We start from the raw sequence: 19,896 nt of genomic DNA, 5'->3' as shown, positions 1-19,896 counted from the left end.
CGCATCTAGCCGCTAACGCTGCGCGCGATGAGCGCCAGATCGACTCGTCTCTGCTCTGAGCGAGCGCGTTTTTGTGGCGCCTTCGCTTTTTCAACGCCTGCAACTGCCTCAAACGAATTGGCCCTCCCGTTTGCATGGCGCAAAGCCTCTCTGGCACCCTCGCGTTGAGCCATTAGGCCTGCCAACTCCTGCAACAGAATGCTACGGCGGCCTTCAACCCAGCGCCGCCATACCAAGTCGGCTCCTAATGCGGTATAAGCAGTGCCGCCGGACTGGGCCCCAGTTTGTGCAGTCTCTGTCAACTCCGTAAGTTGGCGCTCAACGCCAGCGACCGCTGCATTGATCGCCGCGAATGCGGAGCGCGCGGTTTCAAGTTCGAGCTCCAGAATTTTTGAAACCCCTTCATGGGCGCAGCGCGTATCAGACATGAGCGAATTTCTTTCTTATATGGTCAGCGAAACGGATGGCCGCAGCGACAGCTTTGTAATGTGCCGGATCGATCTCGTCATCGACGGCTGTTGTCGCATGAAGTGCGCGGGCGGTTGGCGGGTCACGGTGGATAGGAACGCCCGCTTCATTGGCAACCTCTTTGATCTTCAGCGCGATCTCATCAACACCCTTGGCAACACAAACGGGCGCCTGTCCGGGCAGCCGGTTCCACTTCAATGCAACGGCATAATGCTCAGGGTTAACGATCACGACATCGGCCTCTGGAACTTGCGCAATCATCTGGTTCATCGCGATATCATGCGCTTTTTGCCGGCGTGTGTTCTTCATGTGAGGATCACCTTCTGCCTCTTTTTGTTCGTCACGCATTTCCTTGTCCGACATCCGGTTTTTGCGCAGGTGTTCATTGTATTGCCACAAGTAATCAACTGCTCCGAGCGAGAGCGCGACAAGAAACGCGACAAAGAAAAATGCACCGCCAAGCTGAAACATCAGTTTCACGGCCTGCCCTGGCGCCTTGTTAACCACGCTCGCGATATCACCAAGGCGGGCTTGCAAAAATAGTGTCAGGCAAACCGAGTAGATCACCAACTTTACGAAGCTCTTGGCAAACTCGAACAACCCGCTACGACCGAATTTGTTTTTTGCATTCGACAGAATCGAAATACGCGAGATCTTGGGAACCAGTTTGTCGCCTGAGAACGTAAACCCCTTGATTGCGATCAACAGAATGACTGTGCATGCCGCAGGCACCAACAGCCACGAGCCAACAACCTGTGAGCTAACTGCCGCCAAGCGACTGACCAACGGCATGCCGCGCATAAGCCCTAGTTCTGTCGCTTGCTCCAGATATGAAACCATAGCCGTGCACAGATACAACAAACCCGTCGAGCCAAGCCCGAGATAGAGCAGCAAAACACCGCCATAGCTTGCCGCAACAGAAAGGTCGGTCGAGCGCGGTATCTCACCTTTTTTGCGCGCATCATCCAGCTTTTTCTGACTGGGCTCATGTTGCTTGTCGTTGTTGTCTTCCTCGCTCATCGCACGAATATCTCCGGGCGAAACAGGAACTGCTCGAAAGCCTGCCACCAAGCAGAAAGGATGATGCCGCTAAACAGGAACAAAAACAGCAAGCCACCCGCGGTGATGACAGGCGCGCCGACAAACGCAACCATGAGCTGCGGCATCGCACGGTTTATGACGCCAAGCGTCATGTTGTAGAGCAGTGACATGATCAGAAACGGTGCCGCTAGAGAAAACGAAAGCGCAAAGCACTTTGAAACAAGTTTGCCTGCCCACTCGGCAAACAAGCCGAGATCTATGCCGCTTGAAAGTGGGAAGGTCTCGTAAGAGACTACAATAAACTCAAGCACTCGCAGCGGCAGGTCCATCACCATTGCCAATGCGAGCGCACCAACGACCAGCAAGTGTCCGATCGCGGGCATCGGCTCGGCAGAGGAACCGGCGAACAGTTGAGCAAGCGACGTTGCTTGCGCTGCCATCGAGCCAGCCGTTTGCAACAAAATCACAAAGAACCGAAGCGACAGGCCGAGGAACAGACCCTTTGATGTTTCGATCGCCAATGTCGCGACAAACCCGGCCTCATGGGCAGCTGTGAGTGATGCCGTATCCAGCACTGGCAAAACTGCGATGGAAAAGCACAAAGCCAACACCAGCTTAACTTGAAGAGGCACCACGCGTTCGCCGAACCCCGGCATGAACCCGACGATAGGCCCGACGCGTAGCAACACGTAAAACCCCTGTTCGAGATAGTCTTGCCCGAGGCCTGTCAGCTCTAGAAGTTCCTGGTTCACGCTGCGACCACGCCAACCAATGCAGGGTGGGCGTCGATGCCGATTTCTTCATAGGACAGCACCGGCGCATTGATGTTTCTTGCCCGCGTTAACGTACGTAAAAATCTACGCCGGCGCGATGATGTGACAATTGCGGCAGAAACACCTTGCTCTTGCACGGCTTCGACTTTTTCGGCCAAGCCTTCGGAGAGCTTGTTGAACAGATCTGGTGGCAAGGCCACGTCAAGCGCACCACGCTCGGCGCCGACTTGGTAACTAAGGAACATATCCTCCCATTCCGACGCGAGTTGGATGAGCGGGATCGTTCCGTCATCGCGCTTGAGCGCCGAGATGAGCTGAAACCCAAGGCGTTGACGGACATGTTCGCAGATAGCGTCGGGCTGGGCGTTCACAGCACGCGCCTCGGCGATTGCCTCCAATATCAGCGGCAAATTGCGGATCGAAACCTGCTCTTCTAGTAACAGGCGTAAAACGCTGTGCAACACATCGAGCGGCACTTTGTCAGGCACCAGTTCAGCAAGCAATTTGCGGTTGGCTTCACTGCGGTTTGGATCAGACAGGTTAACCATTTCGTCTAGCAATTTGCGCAACGACTTGAGCGACAACAGCCGGCTGAAGTTTTGCTTTACGATCTCGAGCATATGCGTCGCGAGAACTTCTCCCGGTGTCACAACTGTAAGGCCCGCAAGAACCAGTTCATCTTGTTGCGCTGTTGCGACCCAACGCGCTTCAGCGCCATAGACCGGCTCTCTAACGTCAATTCCGTCAGCTCCTTTCAGAGCAGCATGTTCGCTTTTCAGAACCAGCACGTGGTCCGGGTAGAGGCGAGCCTCGGTTTGTGAGACCCCTTGAACAAGGACTTTGTAAGTGCCCATCGGCAGCGCAGGATTATCTGTAAGTCTGATTTCGGGTAGGATAAGCCCGAAATTGCTGGCGATATGATTGCGGATATTGGCAATGCGCGCGTCAAGCCCCGTGCCCGCATCGAGAATCATGTCCACAAGATCAGGGGCAAATTCAACGCTGAGATCATCCAGATCAAGCACATCGCCCAGCCGCTTTACAGCAGGTTCAAGTGCGCCGGTATCGCTGGCGTCTTGCGTTAGGCTTTGTGCTTTTTGCTGCCGCATCGTGTAAAAGGCCGCGGCACTTAACACACCGCTGCCAAACAAAAACGGCAGAAAGGGCAGACCCGGAATGATAGCGAACAACAGCATGAGAAACGCGACAGTTCCCAGCGCCGCCGGATGCCGACCGAGTTGACTGAGCAACGCAAGGTCAGTGGCCCCTTTGGCGCCCCCGCGTGCGAGCAGCAATGCAGAAGCGATAGAGATGATAACCGCAGGAATTTGTGAAACCAAACCGTCGCCGACTGTCAGGATAGCATAGGTTTCAAAGGCTGAGGCAAGTGGCATACCGTGAACAAAAATGCCCATGACCAACCCCACGATAAGGTTCAGGAAGGTGATCAACAGGCCAGCAACCGCGTCGCCCTTAACGAACTTTGAAGCGCCGTCGAGCGAGCCAAAGAAAGTGGTTTCCAACTGCTCTCGCTCGCGCCGTTCTTTGGCCTCCCGATGGTCGATCGCTCCGGCCGACATGTCAGCGTCGATTGCCAGTTGCTTGCCCGGCATACCGTCTAATGCAAAGCGCGCACCAACTTCGGCCATGCGGGTGGCACCTTTTGTGATGACCATAAAGTTCACGATCAGCAGCACACCGAAGACGACCAGGCCGAGAAACACACTGCCGCCCATGACAAAGTTCGCAAAGCCTTCTATCACGTCGCCGGCGGCAGAAGATCCGGTATGCCCCTGCCCGATTATGAGTTTTGTTGACGACACGTTAAGGGACAGGCGCAACATAAGAGACGCCAGCAAAATTGTCGGGAACGACGAAAAGTCGAGAGGACGCTCAATGAAGAGAGTGATGGTGAAAATCAGAATCGCGAGCGCGAATGACGTCGCCAGCCCCATATCCAAAACCCAAGCAGGCATTGGCAAGATCATCATGACGATGATTGCCATAAGCGCGAGAGCCAACAAGACCGTGGGCTGGAAGATCAGCTGAATTTGTTTCATTGCAGCACACCCGAAACTGCAGCGGCACGTAGTATACTTCGTCTTGGAGTGTCCGCTCCGAACTGCACGAGAGAGCCCGCCGATGTCACACCGTCATATGTCGAAAGCAGAGGAAACCTGTTGGTGCGTTTCGCCTCATGTCTTTTGGGCTTTTGCGCCGCATCCAACGATGGCAACGGCGCCTGTTTCACCTTGGCGTAATGTTGCTTGAACAGTGCCTTGTAACGGTTCGCATGGCGCGGCGTCCGTGAGTGATAGGCCCCTGCAGCGGCCTCCCAATTGCCGAGCTCATTATGAAGTTCCTTTAGGAATTTCGCCGCATATTTGGCCCCGATGAGAGGGTCGAACATCTCTTCAAGAGACGCAAACTCCTGATGATGCCAGCGGTAGTTGATTTGAAAACACCCGACATCAAAGCTCCGCGCTCCACGTTTGAAATGTTTGTAAACATAGGCTCGAGCCGCGTCATCGCTTTCAAACCAGGTTCCCTTTCCTTCCATGTTTACTGTCCATGGCCAGGGCCCAAAGTTGCCATTATGCTTACGGCCGGTTTCTGTTCGTGCAATTGCACGAAGAACCTCGACAGGAACACCACTTGTCTGTCCCGCGCGCAGGGCAGCAGATTCACAAATGTCCATTGGCGACGGCTTGGCAACAACGGGAACTGCCGAAACGGAGAGGGAACACCCAAGCACGCCGCTGAGGATGGTGTTAAAGTTCCGAAAACTCGAACTATTTTTGAGCAATGTCATTTTGAGCGGGTTGATCATTCCAATTCCTTGCGCCTTCTGTCTTGCACAGACGCTAAAAGACTGGAGTTGAGAATTGGTTAGTAACGAGCAATTTTTGTAGTTTTAGAAACAAGTTTTCATTTTACGGGCAACGCATTGCTTACTTCATGTCGCGATAAGAGGCCTGCGATGTCTGAACGCAAACCCGAGCTTTCAGACAACAGAGACCGGCTTCTCGCCAACGCTTTTTCGGGAGCTATTTCAGACTGTTCTGTTTTCGCAGAAAGTCTTTGCTCCATTTTCCAGTTGTCCGAGTCGATTGCGCTTAACGCTTCCCAGTCTGAACCCAACCACGCCTGTTCGGCGGCCTGCTCGACATTGCCCATAGTTGCGTATGAAATTCTTGCACCCCGGTGATCATTGTTGAGCAGGCGAGCTCGCGATCGAAGGCCTTCGACGTCTGCTCCTGTTAAGCCAAGCAATTCAGCTTCGGCTTGACGCGGACGCGCTAAAGAAAGCGCCATTTCTGCACGCAGAAGCCGCCTTTCTCTGCCGGCATCCCCGCCTGCCGCCGAGGCCAAAAAATGCGCGGCTTGTTTGGGAAACCCAAGGCTTAACAGCCGTTTCGCAACATCGTTTTCGACTTTCGCATCGAGCGGATATTGCTTCTCCGCTACGGAAAATACCTGGGTCAAGAATTCCAGATTTTTAGGCGTGTGAACAACTCTTGCCATCAGGTAATTCGAAGCACTCTTGAGTGACTTAGCATCTAACTCTTCACGCACGGCGTCTAGCGCAACAAATGCAGCGCCAAACCGCTGAGCATTTGCAAGCGCCATACTGTTTACTCGCATTAACTGAAGTTCGAGAGCGTCCTGATGATATTCCTTTGCATAGGCCTCGGCCAACATCTGTAGCCCCTCCGGAACCGGACGGTTTAGCGATGTCAGCAAATCGATTTTTTCAATCAGTGCTATTGGAGCGCTTTTTCCACTATTATCAATGACGTCATCTAAAGCCTTATGTGCAACGGCTTCGTCACCACTGGCGCGAGATAGGTCGGCACTCACAAGCTGAACTTCTGGGTCCGGTGTGTTTCGGCCACGCTCCATCAGCTTTACAAGTTGCTTCAGCATGTCCGAATTTGCGTGACGTTGTTGGACTCTTTCAAACAGTTTAGGCCCTAAATGTGCCCTCATCTCTGGTTGCAACGCCCCAAACGCTCGCAAAATTGCGTCTTCATCAAGCGAAGCCGTGGCGGGAACAGAGTTGGCCGCCAGAACAGCCCACATCGCCGCGGCGCCATCGCAATCAAAAAACCACCCTTCGGGAACCTTCCCTACAAGAACACCGTCTTCAACAATATCTGCCATAGCCAGAATATACTGTTGTGAGGCGGGCAGTATGTGGCCGTCTAAGGCTTGTTCGGCCTCAACGCCAAATCCGTAGCTAATATATGTGCGCGCCAACTCTACCGCCGTCGCGCTATCTGCTTTATCAAACTCTCCAACCAACGCACGGCGCAGCCTGCCAACTCTTTTGGTGAAGGTATCCTCCCCCATCCATGTTTGAACTGCCAACATGTCGTCAGGCATGCAACGCTCGCCATTCACCGAGTATCGGCGCGCTTGATCGGTCAGGATCAAATCGCGGTCGATACTTGAAACGGCCCGCATGTTCAGCCCCGGCGTGTCGGGGAGCTGCAGCCTTTCGGGTTTCGAAACCTCCTGCTCAGGCGTCTGAGAAGGACTCAACGACTTGACTGTCGCCTGGCGCTGGTCGGGCTTGGGCTCTAACAGGCCTTGCGACGTCACGCGCGACATCTGTTGCACAAGCCTTTGCTCGGTTTCTTGCAAGCGGCTGGCGGCTACGGGCTTTGGGAGCTTCACAAGGCCGACAGCGGTGTCCGGGCCTTTGCTCTTCGCCTCTTTGCTGACGACGACGGTTTCCGAACCTGCAAACAACGGCAAAGCATACCGTGGCGCGCCTGTTTTGTTGTCTTCTTGTGGCATCGGCTGCCTCTTGATGCCGGCTACTTGCTTTGTGCTCAAGTCGGAAGAATTTGGTGTTCCGTAGATGTCGATCACCAGCATCTTCGTTCCGGCAAAGTAACTTTGCACTTCACAAGAGCAGTTCAGGTCGACGACGAGTTCCGAAACTCCGTCTGTCTGGGTGATCGAGGCAACGCGATCTGCGTTCAACTTTTGCTGGGCGGCAACTGTGTCAAATTCAGCCTGTATACCCACGAGGTTGAGACGCAATTTTTCGCCTGTTTCAAGGTTCCACTTTACCGTTCTTGGCATGTCCAAAACCAACCGCGTAAACCCTTCGTGTTCGCCACCACGGACGCGCACAGCTTCAGCTGAAACGGCCTCGGCCACGAACACGGAAAAGATGACAGGAACCCACCTCAGCATTAAGCGGCCTCCTGCTTCAAGAGCTTCAAAGCTTCCTCGAGATCAGAGAAACTTGGCCGGCAATGTGACGGCGTATTCTGCCGGCCCACTTCGATACAAATGTTGGTTGCGTGATTGTGAAGGTTGGCAACAAGAACTTCACGTATCAACTGATAGAAGTGCCCATCTTCCTCGGTTACGTCTTTGACCTTGGCCGAAAAGGGACCCACAAGACCATAGGCCAGAAAAACCCCGAGAAAGGTTCCGACAAGCGCGCCACCGATCATTTTTCCGAGCACTTCTGGCGGCTGATCAATTGATCCCATCGTCTTGATAACACCCAAGACCGCGGCGACAATTCCGAGTGCGGGCAAGCCATCAGCAACGGTTTGCAACGCGTGGCTAGAGTGCAATGCGTGATGCAAATTGGCTTCGATCCGTTTCTCAAGAACCTCTTCAACTTGATGCGGATCGTCGTAGTTCATCGATGCTGATCGCATTGTGTCGCTGATCAGGTTAACTGCTTCCTTGTCGGTCAGAATTCTTGGATACTTCGAAAAAATAGAGGAGTCTTCGGGCGCCTCGATATGCTCCTCGATGGCGACAGGATTAGCTTTAGCCAATCGAATCAGCTCAAACAACAAACACAGCAAGTCTTTGTAATCTTCGTGTTTCCACTTTGGCCCCTTAAAGACCCTGCCAATGTCTTTAAGAGTGTGTTTGATGCCCGCCATATCATTTGAAATCAGAAACGCGCCAGCAGCTGCGCCACCGATCATCATCATCTCGAAAGGCAGTGACTTGAGAATAATCGACATCTTGCCGCCAGCTAGAATGTAGCCGCCGAAAACCATGACAAAAATAACCGCTATGCCTATGAACCCAATCATAAATGCTCACCTCATTTGATTTCTGACAGTCTAGGCAGCAAGGGGTTAAGAAAGCCTCACTCTTTGGGAACATTCGCATTTCGTCCGGCCAGAATAACGCTGATCGTATAGGCGCGTTCGGCTGAAAGCCCGGCGAGAATGGCCGCTGCCGAGGCTGGCTTCATCCGGCCCAAGAAGCCTGCGGAAAACTCCGGCGCCATTTGCTCGAACAGCGCAGATGCATCTTTAGGCTTCATGCTCTCGTAAACGCTGGTTAGTTTGGAAAGGTCGTTTTCAGCGGCTCCATCAGCGAGAGCCAGCGTGTCCTTCAATTGCGCTTCGGCCGCCTCTAGTGCCGCCATCTTTTCCTCTATCTTGCGGTCGGCAACCAAGAGGGCTTGCATGCGCGATTTGATCTGTTCCTCCCGCGCCGAAATGTGAGTTTCCCTCTCTTGGAAGGCAGCTAATACAGCGCCCAGATCCTCTGATGGTTCACAATTGGCGGGGTGCTGCATACTCGAGGAAGCTACCGCTGGTTGCGCAGCGCGCGCAAAGGCCTGTCCGGCATTGGAGCTCACCCTGATTACCACCGAACCCAACAGCAAAATGGAGATTGCCACGAGCGTCCCACGCGCCGGACGCATGCGCTTTTTCCGACGGCTCATTGCATGGCCTCCTCAACCGGACGCCGCATAAACACAGCAGCTATTTCTGTCTCGTCAGCCGCAGGTGCAACCTCAGATTCATCCGGCAAGTCATGCATTGAGGCAACCATTAACTCGAGACGCTTTGCGACGTTTTCGGCACGGTCGGTGAGGCCATCCAGAGACGCGGTTGATGATGATGCGGTTTCGCGCGCCGCCGCCAGTGTTTTGGTTAGGTCATCAACCTGCGCTGACAACACTGCAACCGCTCCGCCAACGCCATTTTCCAAGTCGTTGAACCGCGCTAAACGCCGCGCCAAAACAAAGCAATACACTCCTGCGCCCAAAGCGCCCGACACCAGCAAAATATCTGCAATTAGTTCCATTTTTTCTTCCTCAATTCAGCACAAATTCCATGATCAACAGGTCGTTGATTCGGCCCTCACCAACAACGATCTGAACGCGTCGCAGCATCTGGGCGCGCAATCTGACAAGCGCCGCAGAATCCTTCAGATCATCCAACTCGACAGCGCGTAAGTAACTGTTCAAAACGTCGACAATTCTTGGCAAAAGCTTCTCTACATCACCCTGATATTGCCCGGGTGTTTCAAGTTGAGCCCGAAACCGCAGATGCCTATCGCGGCCATTGTCAAACAGCGAAACAGTCAACGGTGTAAGCTCGACAAAGGCAATGTCCGGCAAATCCCCGGCGTGATCTTCTACCTCTTCATCTGCATGAGATGGCGGCCCTAGAATTATCCCTGAGTACACAGCAAAAAAGCCACCGCCACCGCCCGCTAGCGCCAGAAGCAAGCCGATGATCATCGGCATCTTGGATTTCTTTTTTGGTGCATCTACCGCTTGGGCTTCACTCTCGTCCATCAAGGCCTCTCCTAAATTTCACAAAACCTGTATAACCCCATTCGCCCTAACCGATTGTTAAGGCTGATCGGCGAAAGATGGTCTCGGAACGGGCAGAAGCCCCGAAAACAGGAGAGCCATCCTTGGAGCAGCTACAGAACGTGTTTGCATCGGCTGACTTACGCCGGAAAATCATCGCAGGGCTTGCGGCAGCAGGTATGTTTGCCGCGATTCTCGCGATGACAAATCTCGCCTCATCGCCCAGTTTGACGCTGCTTTATACTGGCCTCGAATCAAGCCAGGCGGGTGAAGTCGTCAAATCACTTGAGCAGCGCGGCGTGCAATATGAGGTGCGCGGCGGCTCGATTTTTGTTGAAAGCGCTCAACGCGACGCCCTGCGCATGACCTTGGCCAGCGAAGGCCTGCCAGCCAACAACACCAAAGGCTATGAACTACTCGACAGTTTGAACGGGTTTGGCACCACTTCGCAAATGTTTGACGCAGCCTATTGGCGCGCAAAAGAAGGTGAACTTGCCCGCACCATTGCCGCCAGCCCTCTGATTGCATCAGCGCGCGTTCACATCGCCAACAGCAGCCGCAATCCCTTTCAAAAGAACGCTGAGCCAACAGCTTCGGTTTCGGTCACTTCGGTTGACGGTAGCTTGCCATCGCAACATGCAAAGGCGCTGCGCTATCTGATCGCTTCCGCTGTCGCCGGGCTGTCTGCCGAAAACGTCTCTGTTATCGACGACAAAGGCGGGCTCATTGGGGCCACAGACGAAAACACAAGCGCCGAGGCAGGCCAAGATAAGGCTCAAATGCTTCGCGCCCGTGTGCAAAACCTGCTTGAAGCACGGGTTGGTTATGGCAACGCAGTTGTCGAAGTCAGCGTCGATACCGTCACTGAAACCGAATCAATTCGAGAAACCCGGATCGACCCGGAAAGCCGTATCGCCATAAGCACCGATACCGAAGAGCGCTCTGGCAATTCGACCGACTCGTCCGGCGGCGATGTTACTGTCGCCTCCAACCTTCCTGATGGTGCAGCTGCAGGCGCCGGTGACGGAAACACAAGCCAGAACACCGAAACCCGCGAGCGTGTTAACTACGAAGTGTCGGAAACCTTCCGCGAGGTTTTGCGCACGCCGGGTGCTATCAAACGGATGAGTGTTGCCGTCTTGGTAAACGGATCAGAAGTAGCGAATGACGCGGGCGAAGCTGTTTTTGAGCCCCGCGCAGAAGCAGAATTGGCCGACCTGAAAGAACTGGTCGCCTCCGCAGTGGGCTTCAACGAGGCACGCGGCGACATAATCACAATAAAGTCGCTCCAGTTTCAGCCGGTAGACACACTCGGAACCGAGGCCACATCTTCCTTTATGAGTGGAATGAATATTGACGCGATGTCATTGATCCAGATGGCCGTTCTCGCTCTGGTCTCGCTGGTATTGGGCTTGTTTGTCTTGCGCCCGATCCTGACAAAATCATCCTCAGCAGAACTACCTCCTCCAGCTTTGGCCCTTCCAAGCGCAGGCGACAGCACACAAGCACTAACCGGTGAGATCGACGACGGCTCACTGCCCGCAACTTCTGCAATGGCTTTGAACAATGGCAGTGGGTTACCGGCGGCGGCGAGTGGTGAAGACCCAGTTGAAAGGCTGCGAACACTGATCGGTGAGCGCCAAGACGAAACTGTCGAAATTTTGCGCAACTGGCTTGAAAACAAGGAGGAAAGCGCCTGATGTCGATTGCTCATTTGCTTGAAACCTTTGATCATGCTGCCCTGCCCGGAGGCGCCACGGATGCGATGCTGGAGTCACGCGCAGACAAAGAGTTAGCGGTCTATGAACGCGCCTATACGGCCGGTTGGGACGACTGCACCAAGGCCGCACTTGACGCCGCGGGCGACGCCGAGGGTGACTTCAAAAACAACCTACGCGAGTTGTCGTTCACTTATCAGGAAGCCTACAGCGCGATCACCAAGTCGCTCGAACCGTTGTTCCAACAACTTGTTGATGTGAGCTTACCTCAAATCGCGCAAGACAGCCTCGGCTTGAAGCTTAAAGAACAGGTGATGGAGCTCGCTCGCACTCACGCCGCGAGCACGCTCGAAGTGGTCTGCCACCCCTCCCAAGAAGCGCGTCTTGCAGCCATTCTTGATCAAGACACCGCCATGCCAACGCGTATCACTTCCGATACTGCCTTCAGTGAAGGTCAGCTCACCATGCGTTTCGCTGATGAGGAACGCCAGATCGACATCGAGCGTCTGAGCGCCAGCATGAAGGCTGCTGTTGATGAATTTTTTAACGAACTCAAAAAGGAGCCTCGCAATGTCTGACACACCCTTGACTGAAGAGAAAGCAGCGCCGCCAAATGCCGGACTGTTCTCAACGGTTCCGATCGAAATCACAATTTCTGTGGGCAAAGCCCGCCCTCTGATCAAAGACCTGCTATCCCTCGGGGAAAACGCTGTTTTGCCGCTCGACACGCGCGTAGATGATCCGGTCGAATTGTTCGTCGGTGATCGGCTCGTTGCACGCGGGGAACTCGAAGAACTCGAGGGGGAGAACGCCGGGCAACTGGCCGTGCGGCTAACCGAGATCACTGAAACGGGCAGCCAATTCGGATGAGGTTGCACGCCGTATTTTCAGTCTTGCTCGCTCTCGGGATAGCCCTGTTGGCAACTGGCGCTTCTGCCCAAGAGCTGTCACTTTCTCTTGGCGAGGGCGGGTCGCTTTCTGGTCGCTCGATTCAGCTTATCGCGCTGATAACCGTGCTCAGCATTGCTCCGGGCCTTGCCATAATGGTCACGTGTTTTCCGTTTCTTGTCACAGTGTTCTCGATCCTCCGACAGGCGCTCGGCTTGCAGCAATCACCGCCCAATATGCTCATCGTCAGTTTGGCGATGTTCCTGACATACTTCGTCATGGAGCCCGTGTTCATGCAGGCTTGGACTGAGGGCATTGAGCCGCTGACCAAAGAAGAGCTGACTATGGAGGAGGCTTTCCCCAAGACGGTAGCGCCGTTTCGCACCTTTATGCTGGGACGTATAGAAGCCGAAACTTTTGCGTCGATCGCCTCGTTGCGCCCCGATATCGCCTCTCTCAGCCCGAATGCCGACGCGCCGTTATCGGTGCTCGTACCCAGCTTCATGCTTTCCGAGGTTTCGCGCGCTTTTCAGATCGGATTTCTGATCTTCATACCCTTCTTGATCATCGACCTTGTTGTTGCCGCGATCTTGATGTCGATGGGTATGATGATGGTTCCACCAGCCGTTGTTTCACTGCCGTTCAAGCTGTCGTTCTTTGTCTTGGCCGATGGTTGGAGGTTGCTTTCGGAGGGCCTCGTCAGAAGCTATTTCTAGTTTCTAGCGGCGACCTTCCCGCAGCCAACCCGCAACGATAAAGAGTGCAAACACCGCCAGTGCCAACCACGGCGGCAACAGCGGAAACTGCTTAATGGCAACAGTTTCATACGCTCGCCGCGGCGTTAGCCCCATCCAGCGCGCGCCCGATGCGTTGCGACCTTCCCGCACATTGCGAATGGTTGGAAGACCATCTTCAACAACGAAAGATCCACCGCTCGTGCTTTCCAAAATCGGCATGATCAGCTCATCAGTGGCGATGGTGGTTACAAACTCTTTCGGCGAAGCAGGCCCGAGGCCAGCCACCGAAACCTGATCGCCACTCGCAAGCCGGAACAGCCCTTGTTCGTCAGTCCTGACTTCGGCCTCAAACACCCCCGGTGATACTTCGGTCAGCGCGTGAGTGCTGGTCGCGCCTGAAGGGTTCGTCAGCTGCACGGCTTCAGGGGCATTCAAAAGGCTGCGACGTGTAATCTTCAATCCACCTGCCGTCGGCTCGCCTGCAAGCGCTTCTTCCTCAAGTTCGGGCTCGCGCATCATCCAGTGAGACAGCCGGCGCAACAGTTCAAGCTGCGGCCCGCCGCCTTCATAACCGCGCGCCCAAAGCCATGCGTGGTCAGAAGCCAGAAGCGCCACACGGCCCTCTTCAACCCGATCAAGAATCAGCAAAGGCCGCTCGCCAACACCCGTCATGACGACATCACCGCTGGTTTGCTCAACTTCGATCTGGCGCATCCATCTACCCCAATCTGGCGCAGGTCCGTCATCTGTCAGACCGCGGGTAACGGGGTGTCGGTTGCCCAAGTCTGTCACCATGGGACGAAAGCCCTCTTCAAGCACCCGCGCCGTCGGTTGTCCTGGCAAAACCTCGCCCAGTGGCGAGCGGTAGATACTATCAGCCGAGGCAAAATCCGGCCCCGTCGCGACCAACACCGCCCCGCCATCGCGCACATAGTCGCGAACATTTTCAAGGTATGCGGTTGGCAAAATACCGCGGCGTTTGTATCGGTCAAAGATGATCAGATCAAAGTCATTGATCTTTTCCACGAACAACTCGCGCGTTGGAAAAGCGATCAGTGATAGCTCCCCGACTGGCACACCGTCATGCTTCTCCGGTGGTCGTAAAATGGTGAAATGCACCAGATCGACAGAGCTGTCCGACTTGAGCAGATTGCGCCAAGTGCGGCCGCCGGCATGTGGCTCGCCCGACACCAGAAGCACGCGTAGCCTGTCGCGCACACCGTTAACCTCAAGCAGGAAGGTATTGTTGCGTTCCGTGATCTCGCCCTCGGCTTGAGGTATGTCGAACTTCAGCAAATTGCGGCCCCCATGCGAGAGCGTCACTGGCAGTTTGATTTCCCGACCTATGGGCATGTCAAACACCATTGGTGCTTCTGCACCGACAGTTATTGAAAGTTGCGTGTGGGTTTCTTCAGGCGGAAATGCGCCCTGATTTTCGATCCGCAATGTCAGCTCTACGGGCTCTCCGATAATCGCAAACGCCGGAGCATTTTCGACGATCAGGCGGCGGTCCCAATCGGTGCTCTTGCCGGTGCGCAGCAAATGCACAGGCGCAGGGAAGGCCGGCATTTGCGGCATATCATGCACAATTCCGTCGCTGATGATCACCGCTCCGGCAACTTGATTGCGCGGTTCTTCCGCCAAAGCTTGAGCAAGCTTTGCCATCGCTTTCGTGCCGGTATCATCTGCTGCGTTTTGGAGTGTGATCTCACGCAGTTCGGTGTTGGCCCGCGCGTTTAGTCTACGCAAAAGTTCGGCCTTGATCTCTTCGGTTTGCTGCGGCCTGTCAGAGAGGCTTTGGCTGGCGCTGTCATCTGTCAGCACAAACACGATATCACTCAGCGGCGCGCGTTCCTCATTTTGCAACATCGGGCCTGACAAAACAGCCAGAACAAGCACCGCAGCAAACGCCCTGAGCCATGCGCCCTGAAGCCCACGCAAGCCCGCGAAGCCAACCGCCAGTAGCGACACAAAGGCCAAACCTGCCAGAACAGGCCAACCAACGAGCGGATCAAAGATGATACCGAGGTTCATTGTCCCAGCCTTTCTAACAGTGCTGGCACATGCACCTGGTCAGATTTGTAATTTCCCGTGAGCACATGCATCACCAGATTTACGCCGAAGCGGTAGGCCAACTCGCGCTGGCGCGACCCGGAGTAACCACGGCCAATTGGCAACAAAGGTGCGCCGCGTGCATCAATCGCCCACGCGGCTGCCCAATCATTACCGCCAATGATCACCGGCGTGACACCGTCATTGAGGTTGCGAAAGGGCATGCCCTCTGCGCGTTGGGCACCTGCTGGGGCAGCCTCAACCCAGACATCGCGGCTGTTGTGTCGCCCGGGAAAGTCTTGCAGTAGGTAAAAGGCCCGCGTTAGAACATGATCTTCCGGCACCGGTTCTAGCTCGGGAATATCGAGCGGAGCCGCCAAACGTCGCAAAGCCTTACCTGAAGGGCTCGCAGCCCCAAAGCGGGCAACATCAGCGTCGCGCGTGTCAAAAACGATCATCCCCCCTCTTCGCAAGTAAGCGTTGAGGTTTTCATATGCGCCCGCCGAAGGTGTCGGTTGATCGGGAGAAACAGGCCAGTATAGCAGCGGATAAAAGGCGATCTCATCTGTCTCGAGGTTTACACTGCGCGGCAGTTCCGGCTCAACAGACGTGCGGAAAAACAGCGTGTCTGACAGACCACGCAGCCCCGCCAGTGCGATGTCGTCGATCTTTTCGTCACCGGTAATTACATGCGCGAGAACGATCTCACCTGCGGCTTCTGTCAGCGTTGCGTCCTGCGCTTCAGCCGGTGTCGACGGCGCGACTGCTGCGATCATAAGCGCGGCCATAGCCGGTTTGACAAGCCGACCGGACAGGCCCAAAGTTGCCAGAACATCGAGCGCCAGAAGCAGCAAAGCCGTTGCAAAGAACGCGCCCGCGAGTGCCCGCTCCGGCACACCAGTGAACGTAGTTGTCGAAACACTGGCCGGCCAGACCGCAGGGTTAAGCGCCTGCCCATCTTGCATGACATTGCGCGCGACAAGCCGCCCCGGCCCCTCAAAAAGCCCGGGTTGCAAAGCCACGCCGAGAGCGCCGCTTAAAAGTTCGGCCCCATCGACACCCGGGAGGTTGTCGGCGGCATTGAGTTGCCCGAACCCGTTCAGCACCTTTACAGGCTGCCAGACAGTTCCTTCCAGTTCGGCCTCTTGCAATCCGGCAAGCGATGTTGCGACAGAAAGCCGCTCAAGCATACGCACGAATAGCCCAGACAACGGCAGGTTTGACCACTCCGCATTTGCTGAAATGTGAAACAACACGACATGCCCTTGACCCAGCTTCTTGCGAGTCACCAGCGGCGTTCCATCAGCCAGACGGGCAATCACGCGTTTGGCAAGTTGCGGGTCGGGTTGCGCAACAACTTGTGCAGTTACCCGCAAATCATCATCAACGGCGAGGCCGAAAAATGGCGAAATCTCTTCAAAGGGAGCTAATGATTTCGGCTCACCCCAGCTCATCGCACCGCCAACAACACGCCCTCCGGCTCGCAACCGCACTGGCATCAGTGGGTGTTCTTCTGTTCGGCTAATTTCGCTCGCAGCAAGCCGTGGCCCCGCAAAACGCACCAACAAACCGCCCCGCTCAACCCAAGCTGTCAGCGCTTGCTCCTCCGTGTCATTTATCTCGGCGATATCGGCCATGATTACGACATCAGGGTTGCCTGTCAGTGTCACCGACAGCGTGCCCCGCAGCAAATCTGACGACGCAACCAAGGCCTTTTCAAGGTAATGAAGCGGCGACAAAAGCTCGAGGCCTTCACGGTTTTCGCGCCCTGAGACAAGCGCAATCTCGCGCCGCTTCAGGCTGTCATCGGCCAGTAAAACTGCCCCTGCATGTAGTGCTCCTTGCACTGAAAACTGCGTTATGCGTGCCTGTATTTCAGCCGGCACATCGAACAGAACCTGCGCGGATTTTGCACCGGCATCGAAGTTAACACGCGTTGTGCTCAGCACCCGTTCAACGCCTGTCGGATCAAGCCCGACAGCTTGCACGGTCACTTCACTTTGCCCGCTCGGGTGCAAGCGAGTCAGCTCAAGCGCAATTTTGCCCTCGCCATTTTGCCCTGACGCAAGCGTCATCAAGGGCCGCTCACTTTGCACAACCTGCACGCGCCCGTGTGATTCAAACGCTTTTATCAGTGCCGCACGACTTTCGCGCGCGACACCATCGCTCAGCCAAAGCGTATCAAACCCGTCTTCGGGAAGCGCTTCGATAGCACCTTCATCACCGCCCCATGCAGACGGCTGGAAACCGGGAAGTCGCGTTGCCCACTCTTGCGCCGACAGGAACTCGAACGGCTCGGGCCGTGACAGACTCACGATCGAAACGGCCTGCCCATTGCGGCCTGCCTGCTGTAAAACGCCTTCAAGGTATTGTATGCGCGCGTCCCAATCACGCGCGCTCGCCCAACTGGCATCAAGCGCGATCAGCAGCCTGTCGTTGGAGGTAAAGCTCTCGGCCTTGGGGTTAAGCACCGGCCCAGCAAGCCCGATGATCACCGCCGCGACGGCAACAAGCCGCAGCAGCAGCAACCACCAAGGCGTCCTGTCGGCAGTGCTATCCTCATCTTTAAGGCCAAGCAAAAGCACCACAGCGGGAAACATATGACGAATTGGTGCTGGCGGCACAGCACGCAGCAACAGCCACAACAGCGGCAATCCTAGCAACGCCAGCAACATGTAAGGCGCGGTGAACAGAATGCCGAACACGCTCATTTCGGCCCCTCGATCATATTGTAAAGCCACATCACCGCAACTTGAGCACTTTCAGCGGTGTGGTGGCATTTATATTGCCAGCCTGTTTTCCCGCAAATGTCGCGCAGGCGCAGTTTGCGCTCGTTCAGCCTGTCGCGGTAGCGTTGTGCAAGATCGCCTGCTTGCAATGTCTCATGCTCAAGCGATCCGCCGACACTCTGAAACACAGCCCGCCCGCGAAACGGGAAGTTCTCTTCAACGGGGTCGAGAACTTGCAAACACACGCCGCGAACACCCTTTGAAGCAGCCTCGTTCAGCGCAGCTTCAACAGCCTCAACATCACCAAGAAAGTCGGAAACAAACACTGCAGTGGCATTCTTTTGCAGATGGCTCACATCAGGTGTGGCATAGTCCTCGGCCTTGGGTGCAACAAGCAACTCTGCAAACCGCTGCACTTGTTTCATGCCTGCTCTCGGCGGTAGGTCTTCTCCGGAAAGGCCGACACGCTCACCGCCCCGCGCCAGCAATATCGCGATCGCCAGCGACAAGATCTGCGCACGATCAGCTTTTTGCGGCAAATTCGCCCCGCTTGAAAACTGCATTGATTGTGCTCGATCTACCCAAAAGTAGACAGACTGCGAAATCTGCCATTCCTTTTGTCGGATAAATTGACTGTCCGAGCGCGCCGAACGCCGCCAGTCGATCATCCTTAAAGTGTCGCCCGCCTGAACCGGCCTATATTGCCAAAAATCATCGCCGTTGCCCGCCCTTTTGCGTCCGTGCCCGCCCGGCATCACCGCATGCGCAAGCTGCTCGGCCCGCGCCAAAAGCGGGGCAAGCAGTGCCGTTGCCTCCTCGGCTCGGCTTCTGAGAGGCAGGGCTTTTGTCACGCTGCGGCCTGCAATCCAGGGTTGCTCGCAATCTGCGCGGCGATCAGCGCCTCAAGGCTTTCGCCCCGCGCCAAAGCAGCATAATTCAGGGCCATACGGTGTTTGAGAACCGGCTCGGCCATTGCAACAATGTCACTCGCATCAGGCGCAAGCCGCCCTTGCAAAAGTGCCCGCGCGCGGACCGTTAACATAAGTGCCTGCGCTGCTCGCGGGCCCGGCCCCCATGCTACATTGTCACGAACAGCATCAGATACATCTGGCTCTTCGGGCCGTAGCGCGCGAACCAGATCAAGGATCGCCTCCATCACATTTTCGCCGACAGGCATTTTGCGCAGCAGATCTTGTGCAGCGATAAGCTCGTCGGCCGAAAACACGTTTTCAACTTCAGCTTCGGTCTCGCCTGTCGTGCTTAACAAAATTTCTCGCTCAGTTTCTCGGTCGGGGTATCCGACATCAACTCGCACCAAAAATCTGTCAAGCTGGGCTTCCGGCAGCGGGTAGGTGCCCTCTTGCTCGATGGGGTTTTGCGTCGCGAGCACATGAAACGGCGCATCAAGCTTTCGGGTTTGGCCCGACACTGTAACTTCACGCTCCTGCATCGCTTGCAACAAAGCTGACTGAGTGCGTGGGCTGGCGCGGTTGATCTCGTCTGCCATCAACAGCTGGCAAAAGATCGGCCCTTCGATAAACTTGAACGCACGACTACCGTCAGCACCGGTTTCAAGCACTTCCGAACCAAGGATATCGGCTGGCATCAAGTCAGGCGTAAACTGCACGCGTTTGCCATCAAGCCCCATCACGGTTGAAAGCGTTTCGACAAGCCGCGTCTTGCCGAGCCCCGGCAAGCCGACAAGCAGCGCGTGTCCACCACACAACAGCGCCGACAGCGTCAAGTCGACAACTTGCTCCTGCCCGATGAATCGGCGGGTGATCTGCGCTTTGGCCGCGGTCAGCCTATTTTCCAGCGCTTCTATGCGATCCAAGAGATCTTCCGCGTCAGCCATAGCATTTCTCCAAATGAAACATTACCTTCAACGCA

Annotated in this window: 18 protein-coding genes; 4 read left to right on the top strand and 14 right to left on the bottom strand. The window is 55.4% G+C overall.

Features of this window, described 5'->3' with window-relative positions; all coding sequences use genetic code 11:
- Positions 1-5: 5 nt before the first annotated feature.
- The 10 genes from KO498_RS05170 to KO498_RS05125 form a co-directional block, all read right to left on the bottom strand.
- Positions 6-428 carry a hypothetical protein gene (locus KO498_RS05170; protein ID WP_215958819.1) on the bottom strand — a complete coding sequence of 141 codons (423 nt, stop codon included), beginning with the start codon at positions 426-428 and terminating at the stop codon, positions 6-8.
- Positions 421-1,488: an EscU/YscU/HrcU family type III secretion system export apparatus switch protein gene (locus tag KO498_RS05165; RefSeq protein ID WP_215958818.1), complete on the bottom strand. Its 1,068-nt coding sequence runs from the start codon at positions 1,486-1,488 to the stop codon at positions 421-423. The genes KO498_RS05170 and KO498_RS05165 overlap by 8 nt, the downstream gene beginning before the upstream one ends.
- Positions 1,485-2,261, bottom strand: a complete 777-nt coding sequence (locus KO498_RS05160; protein ID WP_354667621.1) for a flagellar biosynthetic protein FliR — start codon at positions 2,259-2,261, stop codon at positions 1,485-1,487. The genes KO498_RS05165 and KO498_RS05160 overlap by 4 nt, the downstream gene beginning before the upstream one ends.
- A complete protein-coding gene (flhA, locus tag KO498_RS05155; RefSeq protein ID WP_215958817.1) occupies positions 2,258-4,342 on the bottom strand; it encodes a flagellar biosynthesis protein FlhA in 2,085 nt (694 codons plus the stop codon). Before flhA ends, KO498_RS05160 begins: the two co-directional genes overlap by 4 nt.
- Complete coding sequence (locus tag KO498_RS05150; RefSeq protein WP_436835923.1) at positions 4,339-5,112, bottom strand: lytic transglycosylase domain-containing protein; 774 nt, start codon at positions 5,110-5,112, stop codon at positions 4,339-4,341. The genes flhA and KO498_RS05150 overlap by 4 nt, the downstream gene beginning before the upstream one ends.
- A gap of 98 nt (positions 5,113-5,210) precedes the next feature.
- A complete protein-coding gene (locus KO498_RS05145; protein ID WP_215958816.1) occupies positions 5,211-7,388 on the bottom strand; it encodes a hypothetical protein in 2,178 nt (725 codons plus the stop codon).
- A 101-nt stretch (positions 7,389-7,489) separates the two neighbouring features.
- Entirely contained in the window at positions 7,490-8,359 is an 870-nt protein-coding gene (motA, locus tag KO498_RS05140; RefSeq protein ID WP_215958815.1) for a flagellar motor stator protein MotA, read from the bottom strand.
- A 56-nt stretch (positions 8,360-8,415) separates the two neighbouring features.
- A complete protein-coding gene (locus tag KO498_RS05135; RefSeq protein WP_215958814.1) occupies positions 8,416-9,003 on the bottom strand; it encodes a MotE family protein in 588 nt (195 codons plus the stop codon).
- Entirely contained in the window at positions 9,000-9,368 is a 369-nt protein-coding gene (locus KO498_RS05130) for a hypothetical protein (protein WP_215958813.1), read from the bottom strand. The genes KO498_RS05135 and KO498_RS05130 overlap by 4 nt, the downstream gene beginning before the upstream one ends.
- Before the next feature lie 10 nt (positions 9,369-9,378).
- Positions 9,379-9,864 (bottom strand): flagellar basal body-associated FliL family protein, encoded by a 486-nt coding sequence (locus KO498_RS05125; RefSeq protein WP_215958812.1) that lies wholly within the window; start codon positions 9,862-9,864, stop codon positions 9,379-9,381.
- 122 nt (positions 9,865-9,986) lie between these two features.
- Here KO498_RS05125 and fliF point away from each other — a divergent pair, with 122 nt between their 5' ends.
- From fliF to fliP, 4 genes are read left to right on the top strand one after another with little or no spacing between them, the layout of a single operon-like run.
- Positions 9,987-11,582 carry a flagellar basal-body MS-ring/collar protein FliF gene (fliF, locus tag KO498_RS05120; RefSeq protein WP_252731283.1) on the top strand — a complete coding sequence of 532 codons (1,596 nt, stop codon included), beginning with the start codon at positions 9,987-9,989 and terminating at the stop codon, positions 11,580-11,582.
- Positions 11,582-12,178: a hypothetical protein gene (locus KO498_RS05115; RefSeq protein ID WP_215958810.1), complete on the top strand. Its 597-nt coding sequence runs from the start codon at positions 11,582-11,584 to the stop codon at positions 12,176-12,178. The genes fliF and KO498_RS05115 overlap by 1 nt, the downstream gene beginning before the upstream one ends.
- Positions 12,171-12,470, top strand: a complete 300-nt coding sequence (locus KO498_RS05110; RefSeq protein ID WP_215958809.1) for a FliM/FliN family flagellar motor switch protein — start codon at positions 12,171-12,173, stop codon at positions 12,468-12,470. The genes KO498_RS05115 and KO498_RS05110 overlap by 8 nt, the downstream gene beginning before the upstream one ends.
- Positions 12,467-13,204: a flagellar type III secretion system pore protein FliP gene (gene fliP / locus KO498_RS05105; protein ID WP_215958808.1), complete on the top strand. Its 738-nt coding sequence runs from the start codon at positions 12,467-12,469 to the stop codon at positions 13,202-13,204. Before KO498_RS05110 ends, fliP begins: the two co-directional genes overlap by 4 nt.
- A 3-nt stretch (positions 13,205-13,207) precedes the next feature.
- Here fliP and KO498_RS05100 read toward each other — a convergent pair whose 3' ends face one another.
- From KO498_RS05100 to KO498_RS05085, 4 genes are read right to left on the bottom strand one after another with little or no spacing between them, the layout of a single operon-like run.
- On the bottom strand, positions 13,208-15,259 hold the full coding sequence (locus tag KO498_RS05100; protein WP_215958807.1) for a hypothetical protein: 2,052 nt from the start codon (positions 15,257-15,259) through the stop codon (positions 13,208-13,210).
- A complete protein-coding gene (locus tag KO498_RS05095; RefSeq protein WP_215958806.1) occupies positions 15,256-17,988 on the bottom strand; it encodes a DUF4159 domain-containing protein in 2,733 nt (910 codons plus the stop codon). Before KO498_RS05095 ends, KO498_RS05100 begins: the two co-directional genes overlap by 4 nt.
- The gene (locus KO498_RS05090) at positions 17,985-18,857 is read right to left on the bottom strand and encodes a DUF58 domain-containing protein (RefSeq protein ID WP_354667620.1); all 873 of its coding nucleotides are present in this window, start codon (positions 18,855-18,857) and stop codon (positions 17,985-17,987) included. The genes KO498_RS05095 and KO498_RS05090 overlap by 4 nt, the downstream gene beginning before the upstream one ends.
- A complete protein-coding gene (locus tag KO498_RS05085; protein ID WP_215958805.1) occupies positions 18,854-19,861 on the bottom strand; it encodes an AAA family ATPase in 1,008 nt (335 codons plus the stop codon). Before KO498_RS05085 ends, KO498_RS05090 begins: the two co-directional genes overlap by 4 nt.
- Positions 19,862-19,896: the final 35 nt, after the last annotated feature.

This window comes from Lentibacter algarum (assembly GCF_018860975.1).
GTDB classification, from domain to species: Bacteria; Pseudomonadota; Alphaproteobacteria; order Rhodobacterales; family Rhodobacteraceae; genus Lentibacter; species Lentibacter algarum_A.
Note: the sequence above shows the minus strand (reverse complement) of the source record. Positions and strands in the feature narration are given on the sequence as shown.